Raw genomic sequence first — 14,561 nt, forward strand, 5'->3', positions numbered from 1 at the left:
TAGTCACGGTGAGGAATTAATTGTGCACTGCGATTGAGTTAAAGCAGTATAAACACAATTATTTTATTAATTAGTTATTCTTATATGAATCTTTTACATAAGATATGAGTAAAAGACTTGTTTAAATAACTCGTTGGAATTAAATCTTTATTTAATATTTCTCTGTAATCGGCGCGCGGCATTTGCGTTGCTGATTTATCTTTCTGTTTTTCCGGCTTTTTATCTGTGAAATGCGGTGAGTAGCCGCCATTGCCGTAACGCATAGAGGCGGCCGCACTCCGGCTGTCGTCATTAATCGGATACGGGATTATTGAGGGGGCCCGCGTATACCGATTAACTTGCCTGATGCTTAAAAACTGTAGGTGCCCTGCGCCAGCACGAAGTTCATGTCTTTCAGCCCGGCATGGTGCTGCAGGCTGTGGCCGACGTCGAAGTAGACATAGGCTACCTTGAACTGGAGATCGCTTCTCGGCGTCCAGGTGGTTTCGACCTGGTACTGGTTGCCGATAAAGCGCGATCCCTGTTCGCTGCCTTTCACCGGGCGCATTGGCCCGAGATAGAAGGCGTCCTCACGGCGTTGCCGCCATAACGCGTCCCAGCTGAAGTCGATGGCCAGGGTTTGCCACGGCGTGATGGTGACCGAAGGATGGATGGCGATCAGGTTAGCCGGCGCCACCAGCCCGTTTTCGGTCAGGTAGGGCAGCTTGGGGTACATGGCGTTGAAGGTGTTGAGCTGCCCATCGTGACCGTTTTTGTCGCCGCTGGCGATGCCAATCTTGCCGCCAAAGCGCGGCCGCCAGCGCCAGTCGCTCACCGTATAGCCGGCGTGCGCCGACGCCGACCAGGCGCGGATATCGCGCTGTTCTGCGCTGCCGAACTGCCAGGCAGCTTCATTATCCCAGTCGAACCCCCGCGCTGCGCCGAAGATGCGTGCGCCGACGGTATAGCGCCGCTCTTGCCCGCTAAGCTGCGCGTAGTGGGCGTCGTTATCCTCAAAGCCAAAGGTGTAGAGATCGAGCGAAGAAGCCAGCGGCGTCAGCGGCGTGGTGCCGTACAGTCCCCACACCTTTTGGCTGTTGTCGGTATCGTCGTCGAAACTGCCGGTTTTAAGGGTGACGGGATGGCCGATAAAGGCGTCGAGGCGGTTTTTATCCTTGACCCAGCTGGCGCGGATAGCATCGAAGGAACGGCGCACGTTGGGGCCGTCGCGGGTGCCCAGCAGGTGCAGCGAGCCCAGCGCAATCTCCTGGCGGCCGACCCGCAGGGTGCCGAGGCCGTAGGCAGTGGGCAGTTTCATATCCACATAGCCCTGCCCGAGGTAGGCATGATCTTCGTCGGTCGGCTTGCGCCCGCGATCGCGCGGCGTGGCCAGCGACGATCCCACTTGCACATAGGCGCCGAAATAGTCGCCGTAGTCGAGGCGCGCGCCAACCAGCAAGCGCTGCATGAAAGTGTCGTCGCGTCCGCCATTCAAATCCCGTTGATCCGTCCATTCATAGCGCTCGCGCAGTGAACCGTCGAAAGATAAGGTGGCCGCATCGCCCAACGGGATGTTTTTCCAGGGGGAAGCGGCGGGCTCCGCCGCCAGAGCGGGGAGCGTGGAGAACAGCAACAGTGCGGGTAGCGTGCGTTTCATCATGAATATCCGAAGAAAAAAGCGCGCCGCAGCGCGCCTTGGGTTTATTTGGCTGTCTGGTGAATTTCGGCGATGTAGCCGCCGGGGAAACGCACCAGCGCCGAGGCGCGGCGTTCCGCCGCCGTCGATCGCCACAGCACCTGCGCGCCGCTGGCCGTCGCTTTGGCCAGCGTGGCCTGCAGATCCTCGACGCCATAGCCGGTGCGCTCATGGCCGAACGGATAAGGCAGATGCCCATCGGTGACGAAAATGCGCGTTTTGCCAAAAAGCGAGTCCAGTTCGATCTGGCGGATCTTGCCGTTATCGTTGCGGCCGATCGCCGCATCGCTGACCTGCTCGTCGCGCACGACTTTGCCGTGCGAGAACGTCTGATAGCTTTTCAGGAAGTCATCGACGCGGTAAGCGGAGAGATACAGGCGGTTTTCCGGCACGCTCAGCAGCGGCTTGTAGTTGGGCGCTTTGGTGTGCCAATAAAGCTGCATGTTGACGCCGCCGGGCCATTGGATCACCGCGTCGCGCCCAATCGGATCGTCGAAGGGGGCGACCAGCACATCGGCGCCGGCGGCCTTGGCTTGTTGAATGGCGGCATCCATATCCCTGACCAGAAAACCGTTGCGCTCGGCGCCGAACGGGTGCGGGATCGGCGTTTTGAAATCGAACACCGAGAAGCTGCCGGCTGGCGTCAGTATCAGCTGGGAATAGGTTTCGCTCGGCGTGGGCGTGACGTTGACCAGCACGCGTTCGGTGCGGGTGCCGCCGAAGGTTTTCAGGATGCTGTCGACAAAGGCATCCATCTTGCCGCGTTCGACGTAGACATGGGTGGTGTCATATTGCGGCCCCACGGCGAGAGATGCCGTATCGGCCGCCCATGATACGGCAGGGAGCAGCAGCGCAAGGGCCGATATCCTCAGCCGACGAGAAGAAATACCGATAATGTGTTGCATGATGACCTCCAGGTAGCGGTTATTTTCCTGAGTGAAACGTCATTTCCTATGAGCTTTCCCGTCGGCTGAAAAATAAAAGCTAAAAACGCAACGCGCGTGATGAAACGCTAAATAGGGGCGAAGTTCTGACGCCCCGGCGAATATGGCGCAGGGGCAGAACATTTATTCTTATTGGCGTAAACGGTGAGGCGCCGGGCCAGCAGGCCCGCTATCGCTAAGGGTCGGCGCTGATAATGCGGTCCGCCTCGCCGCGTGTTGAAGTGAATTGGGGATAATCCATAACGGTGTTCTCCTTGATGGGATATATCGTATTAGCGCGCTGAATTTACGTTCTTCATTGCCCTCTAAATATAAATACAGCATTAAAAGAATTGCCGCCCATCAAATTTTTATATGACTTGTTGAGTAAATACGAATAAGCGGGAAAAGAAATATAACGACGTGCGCTACGGCTGGCGCTGAGCGGAGGCGGTGTGGTTCTCGGGAGGAAAAACGGCCTGCCGAAGCAGACCGTTGCGGGGAGTTTACGCCAGATCGAAGCGATCGAGGTTCATCACTTTGTTCCAGGCGGCGACGAAGTCATGGGCGAACTTCTCTTGCCCGTCGGCGCTGCCGTAGACTTCGGCCAGCGCGCGCAGCTGCGCGTGCGAACCGAACACCAGATCGACGCGGGTGCCGGTCCATTTGACCGCGCCGCTGCGGCGATCGCGGCCTTCGAACAGGCCGTCCTCACCCACCGGGTGCCAGGTGGTGCCCATGTCGAGCAGGTTGACGAAGAAGTCGTTGGTCAGCGCCTGCGGGCGATGGGTGAACACGCCGTGCTGCGTGCCGCCAACGTTGGCGCCGAGCACCCGCAGCCCGCCGACCAGCACCGTCATTTCCGGCGCGGTCAGGGTCAACAGCTGCGCCTTGTCGACCAGCAGCGTTTCGGCCGGCACGCGGTATTTGCCCTTCAGGAAGTTGCGGAAACCGTCGGCGAGCGGCTCCATCGCCTCGAAGGAGTCCACGTCGGTCTGTTCCTGCGAGGCATCCATGCGGCCCGGCGCGAACGGCACCGTCAGGGCGAAACCGGCGTTCTTCGCTGCCTGTTCCACGCCCGCCGCGCCGGCCAGCACGATCAGATCCGCCAGCGAAACGCGCTTGCCGCCGGTCTGCGCGTCGTTGAAGGCGCGTTGGATGCTCTCCAGCTTGGCCAACGTCGCGGCGAGCTGCGCAGGTTGGTTGACCGCCCAGTCCTTTTGCGGCGCCAGGCGAATGCGCGCGCCGTTGGCGCCGCCGCGTTTATCGGAACCGCGGAAGCTGGAAGCCGAAGCCCAGGCGGTGGAGACCAGCGCGGACACCGGCAGGCCGGAAGCCAGCACCTTGCTTTTCAGCGCGGCGATGTCCTGCTCGTCGATCAGCGGATGATCGACCGCCGGAACCGGATCCTGCCAAATCAGCTCTTCCTGCGGCACTTCCGGGCCGAGGTAGCGCGCGCGCGGCCCCATATCGCGGTGGGTCAGCTTGAACCAGGCGCGGGCGAAGGCGTCGGCCAGCTCTTCCGGGTGTTCATAGAAGCGGCGTGAAATCTTCTCGTAGGCCGGATCGAAGCGCAGCGACAGGTCGGTGGTCAGCATGGTCGGGCGGCGCTTCTTGTTCGGGTCGAAGGCGTCGGGAATGGTTTCGCCGATGTCTTTCGCCACCCACTGGTGCGCGCCGGCCGGGCTTTGGCTCAGCTCCCATTCGTATTCGAACAGGTGGCGGAAGAAGTCATGGTTCCACTGGGTCGGGGTGGTGGTCCAGGTCACTTCCAGGCCGCTGGTGATGGCGTCTTTGCCGACGCCGGTGCCGAAGGTGCTGTGCCAGCCGAGGCCCTGCGACTCCAGTCCGGCCGCTTCCGGATCGGCGCCGACGTGAGACGCCGGGCCGGCGCCGTGGGTCTTGCCGAAGGTGTGGCCGCCGGCGATCAGCGCCACGGTTTCTTCGTCGTTCATCGCCATGCGGGCGAAGGTTTCACGGATGTCGCGCGCGGCGGCCACCGGATCAGGGTTGCCGTCCGGGCCTTCCGGGTTGACGTAGATCAGGCCCATCTGCACCGCCGCCAGCGGGTTTTCCAGATCGCGGTCGCCCGAGTAGCGGCTGTTCGGCCCGCCGCTCAGTTCCAGCCAGATCTTCTCAGACCCCCAGTAGACGTCGTCCGGCTCCCAGGTGTCGGCGCGGCCGCCGGCGTAGCCGAAGGTTTTGAAGCCCATCGATTCCAGCGCCACGTTGCCGGTCAGGATAATCAGATCGGCCCAGGAGATGTTGCGGCCGTATTTCTGCTTGATTGGCCACAGCAGGCGGCGCGCCTTGTCGAGACTGACGTTGTCCGGCCAGCTGTTGAGCGGGGCGAAGCGCTGTTGGCCTTCGCCCGCGCCGCCGCGGCCGTCGCCGATGCGGTAAGTGCCGGCGCTGTGCCAGGCCATGCGGATGAACAGGCCGCCGTAGTGGCCGAAGTCCGCCGGCCACCATTCCTGCGAATCGGTCATCAGGGCGTGCAGATCCTGTTTGACCGCCGCCAGATCGAGGCTGTTGAAGGCATCGGCGTAGTTGAAGTCTTTATCCATCGGATCGGACAGGGGGGAGTGCTGATGCAGCGGTTTCAGGCTGAGCTGATTAGGCCACCAATCCTGATTGGTGGGGCCGTTCTGCGGTGCGGGCTGCTTGCCGCCCGAAAACGGGCATTTGCTTTCAGTTGTCATAATGCGCTCTCTGCTTCCGTAAAGATGCTCCAGCCGCCGGGCGTGGAGCGGTTAACAAGGCATGCGGGTAAGGCTTGCGTCGGGTGTTGCGCTAAATAACTGAACTCAATCGATTTACGTCACCCCCGTCGCCAACGGACAAAGGGTGACTCATGGCTAAGCTTAGTCAGCGGCGGCGGAGAGATAAAATAGGAATGAGTGAATATTGTGATAGCTTGCGGCGATTCATGGATGTGCTATTGATTGTCAGCACACCGCTTTATCGGCGCCGCAACATGAACGTGAGCACCGCGTCCGCCAGTTTACCGAACGGCGCGCGCAGCAGGCCGGTAAAGTGCCAGCGGCTCTGGATGAAAACGCCCTTGGCGTGGCTCAGCGCCCGAAATCCTTCGATGCCGTGACAGGCCCCCATGCCGCTGGGGCCGATGCCGCCGAACGGCAGATCGTCCTGGGCGAAATGCAGCAGGGTGGCGTTGACGCTGACGTTGCCTGAGGTGGTGTGCGTCAGCAGCCGGTCCCGATCCTCGCCCGGCGGGCCGAAGTAGTAGAGCGCGAGCGGGCGCGGCCCGGCGTTGATAACGTCGATCGTTTCATCAAAGGCGGCGTAGGTGCGCATCGGCAGCAGCGGCCCGAAGATCTCTTCTTGCATGATCCGGCTGTCGTCGGGGGCGCCGACGATAAGCGTGGGAGCCAGGGTTTTCGGCCGTTCAGACGCCGAGTCCGGGCGATGGCCGACCGGAATGATTTGCGCGCCCCGCGCCTGGGCATCGGCCAGCAGGTCTTGCAAACGTTGATAGTGCCTGTCGCTGATGATGGCGCCGTAGTCGCTGCCCGTCGGCCCTGTGGGGTAAAACGCTTTGACCGCCGCGTCGTAGAGCGCAATGAAGCTCTCCACATCGTTCTGATGGATCAGCAGGTAATCGGGCGCGATGCAGGTTTGGCCCGCGTTCGACAGCTTGCCGAACGCCAGGCTGTTAACGATTCTGGCGGTGAGCGCGCCGGGCGCCACGACGGCAGGGCTTTTGCCGCCCAACTCGAGCGTCAGCGGCACCAGATGTTTAGCGGCCGCCTGCATGACCTGACGGCCGATCGCCGTACTGCCGGTGAACACCAGATGGTCGAACGCCAGCTCGCTGAATCTGGCCCCGATCTCCGGCCCGCCGGTCACCACGGCGATCTCGTCGGCGGGAAACTGCGCCGCCAGCATCGTCTCGATGAGCTGGCTGGTATGCGGCGTGAGCTCCGAAGGTTTCAGCATCACGCGGTTGCCGGCGGCCAGGGCGGTGGCCAGCGGGATGAAGGTCAACGATAAAGGGTAGTTCCACGGCGCCATGACGCCGATCACGCCCTTGGGCTGATATTGCACATAGGCGCGCGCAGCCTGGTACGGCAGGGCGACGTGGCGGCGCTCCGGTTTCATGAAGCGTTTCAGGTTGCGCAGCAGGTAATCGATCGCCTGCACGGTGACCAGAATCTCCAAAATGTCGGTCTCGTAAGGCGAGCGGTGGCCGAAGTCCGCGCTGACGGCCGCCGCCAGCGCGCCGCGCTGGGCCAGAATGGCGCTCCGCAAGCGGCGCAGGACGGCCTTGCGCTGATCCATCGTCGGCGCGCCGTCGCGCAGGAAGGCGTGGCGCTGGGCGGCAAGCCGTTGCTCCATCGTCGTGGCGGTGTCATCTCCTTGCACTTGAATACTCCTGATGCCGATCGAAAGCGGGAATGCGGTTTGCCGAATTGGGTTTGACCTTAAAGTGAGCTTTAAACCTATACTCGTTAAACGATCAACGCAAGATCGTCGGCCAGCCGGGATGAGGGAGCCAGAGATCCCGGCGCCGCGCGCAGTATAAACCTTCTTTTTTAACCATAGTGTAAATGGGAGAAACGACATGGGTTATGTAACGACCAGCGATGGCGTCGAGATTTTCTACAAGGATTGGGGCCCCAAAAACGGCAAGGTTATCTATTTCCACCACGGCTGGCCGCTGTCCAGCGATGACTGGGATGCCCAGATGCTGTTCTTCGTGAACCAAGGGTTCCGCGTGGTTGCGCACGATCGCCGCGGCCACGGCCGCTCCAGCCAGGTGTGGGAAGGGCACGACATGGATCACTACGCCGATGATGTCGCCGCGGTGGTGAAACACCTGGGCGTACAGGGCGCGATGCACGTGGGCCACTCGACGGGCGGCGGCGAGGTAGTGCGCTATATCGTGCGCCACGGCGAGGACAAGGTGTCCAAAGCGGTGTTGATCAGCGCGGTGCCGCCGCTGATGGTGAAAACCGACGCCAATCCGCAGGGCACCCCCAAAGCGGTGTTCGATGATTTCCAGGCGCAGCTGGCCGCCAACCGGGCGCAATTCTATTACGACGTGCCCGCCGGTCCGTTCTACGGCTATAACCGTCCGGGCGCCAAACCGTCGGAGGCCATTATCTGGAACTGGTGGCGCCAGGGCATGATGGGCGGCGTCAAGGCGCACTATGACGGCATCGTCGCCTTCTCGCAGACCGATTTCACCGAAGATCTCAAGAAGATCTCCATTCCGGTGCTGGTGATCCACGGCGACGACGATCAGGTAGTGCCTTATCAGGACTCTGGCGTGCTCTCGGCCAAGCTGGTGCAAAACGGCACGTTGCATACCTACAAGGGCGCGCCGCACGGCATCCCGACCACCCACGCCGATCAGGTCAACGCCGATCTGCTGGCGTTTGTGAACAGCTAAGAACAGCGCCCAGGGGGACGCTCCGCCGCCTGGGCGCTGCTTGAGGGATATCCCTCATTGCGGCCCTGCCGGCGGTTATTTAAGCTGAATGGGCAATGCAACGATGAATATGGAGATAATCATGACTGATTCAGTGTCCAACGATCGTAATCCCACCCCGGATGTGGCGGAAGACAACGCGTTCTTCCCATCCCCTTACTCCCTCAGCCAGTACACCTCGTCCAAAACCGACTTCACGGGCGCCAGCTACCCGAACGCCTATCGCGGCGGCAAGTGGAAGGTGCTGATGATCGCCTCGCAGGAGCGCTACCTGCTGATGCAAAACGGCAAGTTCTTCTCCACCGGCAATCACCCGGTCGAGATGTTGCTGCCGATGTATCACCTGGATCTGGCCGGTTTCGAGATCGACGTCGCTACGCCGTCCGGCGATCCGGTGAAGCTGGAGATGTGGGCGTTCCCGCATGAAGATGAAGCGGTCAAGGCCACCTACGAGAAGTACCGTAGCCAACTCAAGCAGCCGAAGAAGCTGACGGAAGTGGTGAAGGATCTGGATGGCGGCAACTACCTCGGCGTTTTCATTCCCGGCGGCCACGGCGTGCTCAACGATATCCCGTTCAGTGAAGAGGTGAAAAAGACGCTGCACTGGGCGCATGACCACGATCGCTACGTGATCTCGCTGTGCCACGGGCCGGCCGGTTTGCTGGCGGCGGGCATCGGCGAGAGCAAAGCGGATTTCCTCTATCGCGGCTATGAGATGTGCGTGTTCCCGGACTCGCTCGATACCGGCGCCAACATCGATATCGGCTATATCCCCGGCCCGATGCCCTGGCTGGTGGGCGAACGCCTGCGCGAGTTGGGCGTTAAGATCGTCAACGCCGACATCACCGGCAAGGTGCATAAAGATCGGCGCCTGCTGACCGGCGACAGCCCGCTGGCTTCCAACAACCTCGGCAAACTGGCGGCAGAAACGCTGCTGGCCGACGTCGCCGCGCGATGAGCGACGAGATCGCGCAGCGCGCTTTCCAGACGGCGTTGGCGATGGACCACGAGCGCACCTTGTCCGCCATTCAGGGGCGGGTTCGCGCCTTCGCCGCGCCGTTCGGTTTCAACCGCTTTGTGCTGTTTTCCGCCTCCGCGGCGGCGGAGGCGGGGATCGAGCATATTTATTGGGTCGAGGGCGACTGGTTCGGTGAGGGGGAGGCGGTCGATGCGCTGACCTACGTGCGGCACTGCCCGGTGACCCGGCACATGCTGCGGGCCGCCGAACCGTTTTTCTGGACCAAAACCCGAGCGCAGCAGGGCGAGCGCTACCGGATTGTGCGCACGCCGCGCGGCGCCGGTCTGCACGGCGTGCAGATCCCGGTATTCGGCCCCGCCGGGTTGGAGGGGGCGGTCAGCCTGGGGGGCGAGTGCATCGACGCCTCGCCGCCGGTGCGGCTGGCGCTGTCGCTGGTGGGCGCAGCGGCTTTTCTGGCGGCGCGGCGGCTGTTCGAACCTGCTGCCGGTGAGGGGGAGGGCCGGCTGTCGGCGCGCGAGCGCGAGGTGCTGAGCTGGACCGCCATTGGCCGGCGGCAGGCGGATATCGCCGCGATGCTCGGCCTGTCTGAACGCACGGTGGAAAATCACCTGCGGCGCATTCGCCAACGTCTCGGCGCCGCCACCACCGCGCAGGCGATCAGCGTGGCGATCCGCCTGGGGGAAATCGCCCCCGAGAGCCGTTAGCCCGCCGCCATTTGCCGCAGCAGCCACGCGCGCAGCGCCATGATATCGGGGCGCTGCGCGGTCTCTTCGGTGGCCACCAGATAATAGTTGGCGCCGGGCAATGACATCTCGAACGGCGCCGCCAACACGCCGCGCTGCAACAAATCGCGCGCCAGCAGCCGGCTGGCGATCACCACCCCCTGGCCCGCCACCGCCGCCTGCAGCGCATGGGTCTCGTCGCTGAAGGTCAGCCCGGCTTCCACGTTCAATCCTTCCGGCCCGTAGCGCCGCCGCCAGTTCTCCCAGGTCGGTGAGTCGGCGGGCACCTGCCGATGCGCCACGTGAAACAGCGTCACCCGCAGCAAATCTTCGATGCGCTCCAGCGCCAGCGCCGGGCTGGCCACCACGATAAAGCGATCCTCATGCAGCAGGGTGCAGTGCAGATCGCTTTCCGGCGTTTCACGGTAGCGGATGGCGACGTCCACGGTGCGCTGGCTGAGATCCACCCGCTCGACGCTGGTGTGCAGGCGCAGATCGATGGCGGGAAACTCCGCCTTGAAATCCGCCAGGCGCGGCACCAGCCAGTGGGTGAGAAAGTTGGAGGTGGTGGTGACGGTCAGCGCCGGCGGCTGCCGGGCGCGGGTGATTTGGGCGACGGACTGCTCCAGCGCGGCGAAGGCGCGCTGGGTGCCGGCATACAGGATCTCCCCGGTTTCGGTCAGGCTGACGCCCTGCGCGCTGCGCTCGCACACCCGGCATGCCAGCACCGACTCCAGCAGCTTGATCTGATGGCTGATCGCCGTTGCGCTGACGCCCAGCTCCTCGGCGGCCAGTTTGAAGCTGCGGCAGACGGCCACGGCGTGGAAAGCGCGCAGCGCGCCCAGCGGCGGCAAACGGGTTTTTCTCATGGCTGAATTATTCTCATCCAAGGCTGAAAACTATGAGTTTGTCTTACCAATTATACAAGAGATAGGCTACTGACATGTGAACAGGGAAATGAATTTATTTCATCATTTCCATCATGTCGGAGTGAACGATGAGCCTCTATATCAACAACGGCGCCCTGGGCGCCATGGAACACACGGGAACGGCGGCGAGCGCCCTGGCGCTCAGCGTGCCAGTCGCAGCGGGCGCCTTGCTGCTGAAGACCGAAAATCTGCTGGGCATCGGCGCGACCCTGATGCTGCTGACGGCATTGGCGCTGGCGTTTCTCGGCGGCGCCGCGCTGGCCCGCTGGCGGACGCTGCGGAACCGGCCTGCGCTGGCTATTCTCCGCCACGGCTTTTTACTGGCGGCGGCGGGATGGCTATTGATGCTGCTGATGCTGTTCGGCGGCCACGGCTGGCCGGCCCTGCTGCCGGGCCTCGCCCTCGGCGGCCTGGGCCAGGGCGTCGCCTACCGCACGGCAGTGGGGGAGAAAGGCGCACTCGCCGTGGCGTACCGTTTGACGACGGTGGTGACTCTCGTAGCCGTAGTGGTTGCCGTTTCGCTGGTGCAAACCTATGCCGCGCCGGGGATAAAGGGAGCCTGTTTCGCGCTGGCGCTGCTGGTCGATCTGGCGTTGCTGGGGGCGTTGATGGCGCGGATTGCGGAGCGTGACAGGGAGTGAGCCGCGCCGCAGGTAAACAGCCCGCCGGTAAACCCGGCGGGCTTCGCTTAGGCGGCCGCCAGCTCTTGCGGGGCAATGGTTTGCAAACCGACAAGCTGAATGGCCGGCTGCTCCAGATTGATGCCAAAGTATCCTTGATCCCAATTGTAGATATTGACGACGTGCTGATTGAGCGCGCTTTCGCCCTGCATGAATATCGATAGATCCTGCGTATGGGTTTGCGCGTTGTAGTTCAGTGAGAAGCTGCTGTTTGATCCTTCGGCGCCGAAGGCCAGCAGGTGGTTATCGATAGACAGGGAGGAGGCCTGTAAAAAGCCCAGCTCGAAGCTGTCGTCGATGTAGATATTGTGGGTCTGCTTCAAGGGAATGTTCAGCAGGCTGTTGGGGAAAGGCACATCGTTGGATAGCATGCTCAGGTTCACGCCGAGATAATCCTGCGGCGCGCTCCCTCCCGGCGCAGTGGTATAACCGTGCTCGAAACGAATCTCGCTGGAGCCTTTGCCCAGGTTGACCTCCAGACCGTTGGCCGGCGTCAGCACCCGATCGTTAAAGGTGACGTTGTCCTTAAAGTCGGTCAGTTTCACCGCTTCGATGTTGTACAGCCCGTCCTTAAAGCCATACAGCCCGATGCCGTTTTTCTCGATTACCCCGCGCCCGCCATAGCTGCCCTGGGCGTCAAACTTCAGGTTTACCCCGTGCGACAGGCTGGAATAATCGACCGTATCGTGGCCGCTGCCGCCGTCGATCACCGTCCAGCCGTAGTTGCCGGCGTTGTTTTGCCAGCCGCGCGGCACGCTGATGGTGTCGTCGCCGCTGCCGGTGTTAACGGCGATATTGCCGAACGCCAGCGTGAAATCATCATCATGCAGCGTACCGACGCGGTACAGATTCGGCGTGGACAGCACGTCGGCAATGTCGTTGAAAATCGCCGAGCCGATGTCCAGCTTGCCGGGGATAATGCTGCCGCCGCCGGTCACGCTGCTGCCGTAGGATTCGGTGTAGAAATCACGCGCCGCCTCGGCGGCCAGGCGGATGGTCTCGTGGCCAATGCCGAAGGTGGTCAAATAGGTGGGCACTTCGCCCGCCAGCAGCGTTTCAACCACGTAACTGAGGTTTTTCATCTGCATGGAGACCTGCGCCGCGGCAATCAGATCGTAAGTCCCGCCTTCCACCTTAAAGGCCGAGGTGTCGTTGGTCGCCACCCATTCGGTAAAGAACGAGGTATCGCCTAAATAAGAGAACAGCGTGGTGCCGGCCCAGGGGGAATAGTTGGGGGCGCCGGTCGAGGAGGCGTCGGTGAACACTTCGGACGCCGCCGCGCCGGCGTCGATCAGGCCAACCTCGTGAATATCCGGCACTTTGGCGCTGGTGGGCGGGGCATCCGGCAGCGGCGCATTGGGATCGCTGCTCAGATCGACGCCAAACAGCGTTTTGGCGAAGTTTTTGGCGATGTTGTCGGAGGCATTCTGAATGCGCGCCTCCCAGTCATCGGGCACATGCCCGGTGCGCAGCTCATACTGCAACTTGGTTTGGTCGCGAATGTAATGGGCAAACGCCCCCTGATTCGAGTTCACGCCATAGGCGCCTTTGATCCAGGTATACACCGCGATATCCACGCCCTCAATGGGTTGGTTGGCATGGTTGGGATCGGTGAGCGCATCGACGGATGCGGCATACACGGCCGGCCAGTCGCCGGCTTTGGCGGCCTCCCAAATCGCTTGCAGTTTTTCTCGGTCGGTAATGACGTAAGCCATATAAACACTCCTTGTTGCTGAGAGATTGCTTTGAAATTCAACATGATGAATGGAAGCGCGCGATGGAATAAACCGAAACCCGAACAGCCAGAAACGCGCATGCCGCGATCTGCAGCGAACGATGGGCGGCAGGCGCCCATAGCGAAAGGATAGACGTAACTTACCGAGCGCGAACAATTCGCTTATCGATTGTTTTTACAGGATTATTGCTGTAAATCGGCGGGTTAACCCGCGTATTGGCGTCAGGAAGGAATATCCGTCAGCTGGGTTAGGAATCTTCTTAGATAAAAGAGTGGGTTTCGCTAGGGGGAGGGGCCGGATAGTTTCCTACAGCTGCGTTTATCTCCTTGCCGCCGTATCATTTACCCTGGCGCCCGCTTATCCTGCATCAGCATTAGCGCGTAACGGAAACCGCGGGCTGATGAACGGTTAATCCAACCTGGAGGACTCGCTATGTCCGATCGCCCTACCATTGCGCTTATCGGCCCCGGCGCCATCGGCACCGCCATCGCCGCGGCGCTTCATGAAGTGGGCCGCACGCCGCTGCTTTGCGGGCGTACGGCCCATCCGCAATTAATTCTGCGCCACGATGAGGGAGAAGTGGTGGTGCCGGGGCCGGTTTTAAGCGATCCGCGTACCGTCGCCCATCCCTACGATCTGGTTTTTGTCGCCGTAAAAACCACGCAGGTGACCGACAGCGCAGGCTGGCTGGCGGCGTTGTGCAATAAAAACACCGTCGTGTGCGCGCTGCAAAACGGCGTCGAGCAGCAATCTCTGCTGGCGCCTTACGTCAATGGGGCGACGGTGCTGCCCTCCGTGGTGTGGTTTCCGGCGCAGCGCGAGCAAGATGCGTCCGTCAGGCTGCGCGGCACGCCGCGCCTGACGCTGCCGGATGCGCCACAGGCGCAAGCGATCGCCGACGCGCTCAGCGGTTCACGCTGTGCGGTTGAGCTGTCATCGGATTTTCTCTCGATTGCCTGGCGTAAGCTGTTGCAGAATGCGGCTGCGGGGCTGATGGTGCTGGCCAATCGCCGCGCAGGCATGTTTTCGCGCGCCGACATAACGCAACTGGCTCTGGCTTATCTGCGTGAATGCCTGGCCGTCGCGCGCGCGCAGGGTGCGGTGCTTCACGATAACGTGCCGGAGGCGATCGTGGACGGCTTTCAGCGTGCGCCCGCGGATTTGGGCACCTCTATTCTTGCCGACCGGCAGGCCAACCGGCCACTGGAGTGGGACATACGCAACGGTGTCGTGCAGCGTTATGGGCGCTTGCAGGGCATGCCTACGCCGATTAGCGATATCCTGGTGCCGCTGCTGGCGGCGGGCAGTGAAGGGCCGGGGTGATAGCCGGCGGCGCAGGCGTTCGTCGGGCAAGGGTATTTTCGCTGTCAATGCAGCTGGCATTCAGACAGCCGGTTGCCTGCCGCAGCCCAAACACCCCAACAGCAAAAAGCCCGCTCAGGTTTCCCTGAGCGGGCTTCTC

General features: G+C 61.9%; 11 protein-coding genes. 5 read left to right on the forward strand and 6 right to left on the reverse strand.

The window, feature by feature from the left end; genetic code table 11:
* Positions 1-349: 349 nt before the first annotated feature.
* The 4 genes from MMS95_RS19565 to MMS95_RS19580 all read right to left on the reverse strand — a co-directional run bounded on the left by MMS95_RS19565 (position 350) and on the right by MMS95_RS19580 (position 6,984).
* Positions 350-1,639, reverse strand: a complete 1,290-nt coding sequence (locus MMS95_RS19565) for an alginate export family protein (protein ID WP_088381759.1) — start codon at positions 1,637-1,639, stop codon at positions 350-352.
* Positions 1,640-1,680: 41 nt separating this feature from the next.
* Complete coding sequence (locus tag MMS95_RS19570; protein WP_162895221.1) at positions 1,681-2,580, reverse strand: glyoxalase; 900 nt, start codon at positions 2,578-2,580, stop codon at positions 1,681-1,683.
* A gap of 524 nt (positions 2,581-3,104) precedes the next feature.
* Positions 3,105-5,300: a catalase/peroxidase HPI gene (gene katG, locus MMS95_RS19575; RefSeq protein WP_242142119.1), complete on the reverse strand. Its 2,196-nt coding sequence runs from the start codon at positions 5,298-5,300 to the stop codon at positions 3,105-3,107.
* A gap of 259 nt (positions 5,301-5,559) precedes the next feature.
* A complete protein-coding gene (locus MMS95_RS19580; protein ID WP_242142120.1) occupies positions 5,560-6,984 on the reverse strand; it encodes a coniferyl aldehyde dehydrogenase in 1,425 nt (474 codons plus the stop codon).
* Positions 6,985-7,183: 199 nt separating this feature from the next.
* Here MMS95_RS19580 and MMS95_RS19585 point away from each other — a divergent pair, with 199 nt between their 5' ends.
* The 3 genes from MMS95_RS19585 to MMS95_RS19595 all read left to right on the forward strand — a co-directional run bounded on the left by MMS95_RS19585 (position 7,184) and on the right by MMS95_RS19595 (position 9,736).
* Positions 7,184-8,014, forward strand: a complete 831-nt coding sequence (locus tag MMS95_RS19585; RefSeq protein ID WP_103085474.1) for an alpha/beta hydrolase — start codon at positions 7,184-7,186, stop codon at positions 8,012-8,014.
* A gap of 121 nt (positions 8,015-8,135) precedes the next feature.
* Positions 8,136-9,011: a glyoxalase III HchA gene (gene hchA, locus MMS95_RS19590; RefSeq protein WP_015378451.1), complete on the forward strand. Its 876-nt coding sequence runs from the start codon at positions 8,136-8,138 to the stop codon at positions 9,009-9,011.
* A complete protein-coding gene (locus MMS95_RS19595; protein WP_242142122.1) occupies positions 9,008-9,736 on the forward strand; it encodes a PA1136 family autoinducer-binding transcriptional regulator in 729 nt (242 codons plus the stop codon). The genes hchA and MMS95_RS19595 overlap by 4 nt, the downstream gene beginning before the upstream one ends.
* On the opposite strand, the gene MMS95_RS19600 is transcribed toward MMS95_RS19595, so the two are convergent.
* Positions 9,733-10,623, reverse strand: coding sequence for a LysR substrate-binding domain-containing protein (locus MMS95_RS19600; protein WP_242142124.1), 891 nt, complete (start codon positions 10,621-10,623; stop codon positions 9,733-9,735). The two genes, MMS95_RS19595 and MMS95_RS19600, sit on opposite strands and share 4 nt — an antisense overlap.
* 128 nt (positions 10,624-10,751) lie before the next feature.
* Between MMS95_RS19600 and MMS95_RS19605 the strand changes: the two genes are divergently transcribed.
* Positions 10,752-11,324, forward strand: coding sequence for a hypothetical protein (locus tag MMS95_RS19605; RefSeq protein WP_118891876.1), 573 nt, complete (start codon positions 10,752-10,754; stop codon positions 11,322-11,324).
* Between the two features lie 47 nt (positions 11,325-11,371).
* Here MMS95_RS19605 and MMS95_RS19610 read toward each other — a convergent pair whose 3' ends face one another.
* Complete coding sequence (locus MMS95_RS19610) at positions 11,372-13,078, reverse strand: hemolysin (protein WP_242142126.1); 1,707 nt, start codon at positions 13,076-13,078, stop codon at positions 11,372-11,374.
* 453 nt (positions 13,079-13,531) lie between these two features.
* Here MMS95_RS19610 and MMS95_RS19615 point away from each other — a divergent pair, with 453 nt between their 5' ends.
* The gene (locus MMS95_RS19615) at positions 13,532-14,422 is read left to right on the forward strand and encodes an oxidoreductase (RefSeq protein ID WP_085336759.1); all 891 of its coding nucleotides are present in this window, start codon (positions 13,532-13,534) and stop codon (positions 14,420-14,422) included.
* Positions 14,423-14,561 lie beyond the last annotated feature (139 nt).

It is taken from the genome of Serratia sp. PGPR-27 (assembly GCF_022678525.1).
Classification (GTDB): Bacteria; Pseudomonadota; Gammaproteobacteria; order Enterobacterales; family Enterobacteriaceae; genus Serratia; species Serratia nematodiphila.

Bases quoted from the DNA above. Each gene is read 5' to 3' on its own strand.
- MMS95_RS19610 (WP_242142126.1), bottom strand. From the start codon at position 13,078: ATGGCTTACGTCATTACCGACCGAGAAAAACTGCAAGCGATTTGGGAG.
- MMS95_RS19615 (WP_085336759.1), top strand. From the start codon at position 13,532: ATGTCCGATCGCCCTACCATTGCGCTTATCGGCCCCGGCGCCATCGGC.
- MMS95_RS19605 (WP_118891876.1), top strand. From the start codon at position 10,752: ATGAGCCTCTATATCAACAACGGCGCCCTGGGCGCCATGGAACACACG.
- MMS95_RS19570 (WP_162895221.1), bottom strand. From the start codon at position 2,580: ATGCAACACATTATCGGTATTTCTTCTCGTCGGCTGAGGATATCGGCC.
- MMS95_RS19565 (WP_088381759.1), bottom strand. From the start codon at position 1,639: ATGATGAAACGCACGCTACCCGCACTGTTGCTGTTCTCCACGCTCCCC.
- MMS95_RS19585 (WP_103085474.1), top strand. From the start codon at position 7,184: ATGGGTTATGTAACGACCAGCGATGGCGTCGAGATTTTCTACAAGGAT.
- MMS95_RS19595 (WP_242142122.1), top strand. From the start codon at position 9,008: ATGAGCGACGAGATCGCGCAGCGCGCTTTCCAGACGGCGTTGGCGATG.
- MMS95_RS19600 (WP_242142124.1), bottom strand. From the start codon at position 10,623: ATGAGAAAAACCCGTTTGCCGCCGCTGGGCGCGCTGCGCGCTTTCCAC.
- katG (WP_242142119.1), bottom strand. From the start codon at position 5,300: ATGACAACTGAAAGCAAATGCCCGTTTTCGGGCGGCAAGCAGCCCGCA.
- hchA (WP_015378451.1), top strand. From the start codon at position 8,136: ATGACTGATTCAGTGTCCAACGATCGTAATCCCACCCCGGATGTGGCG.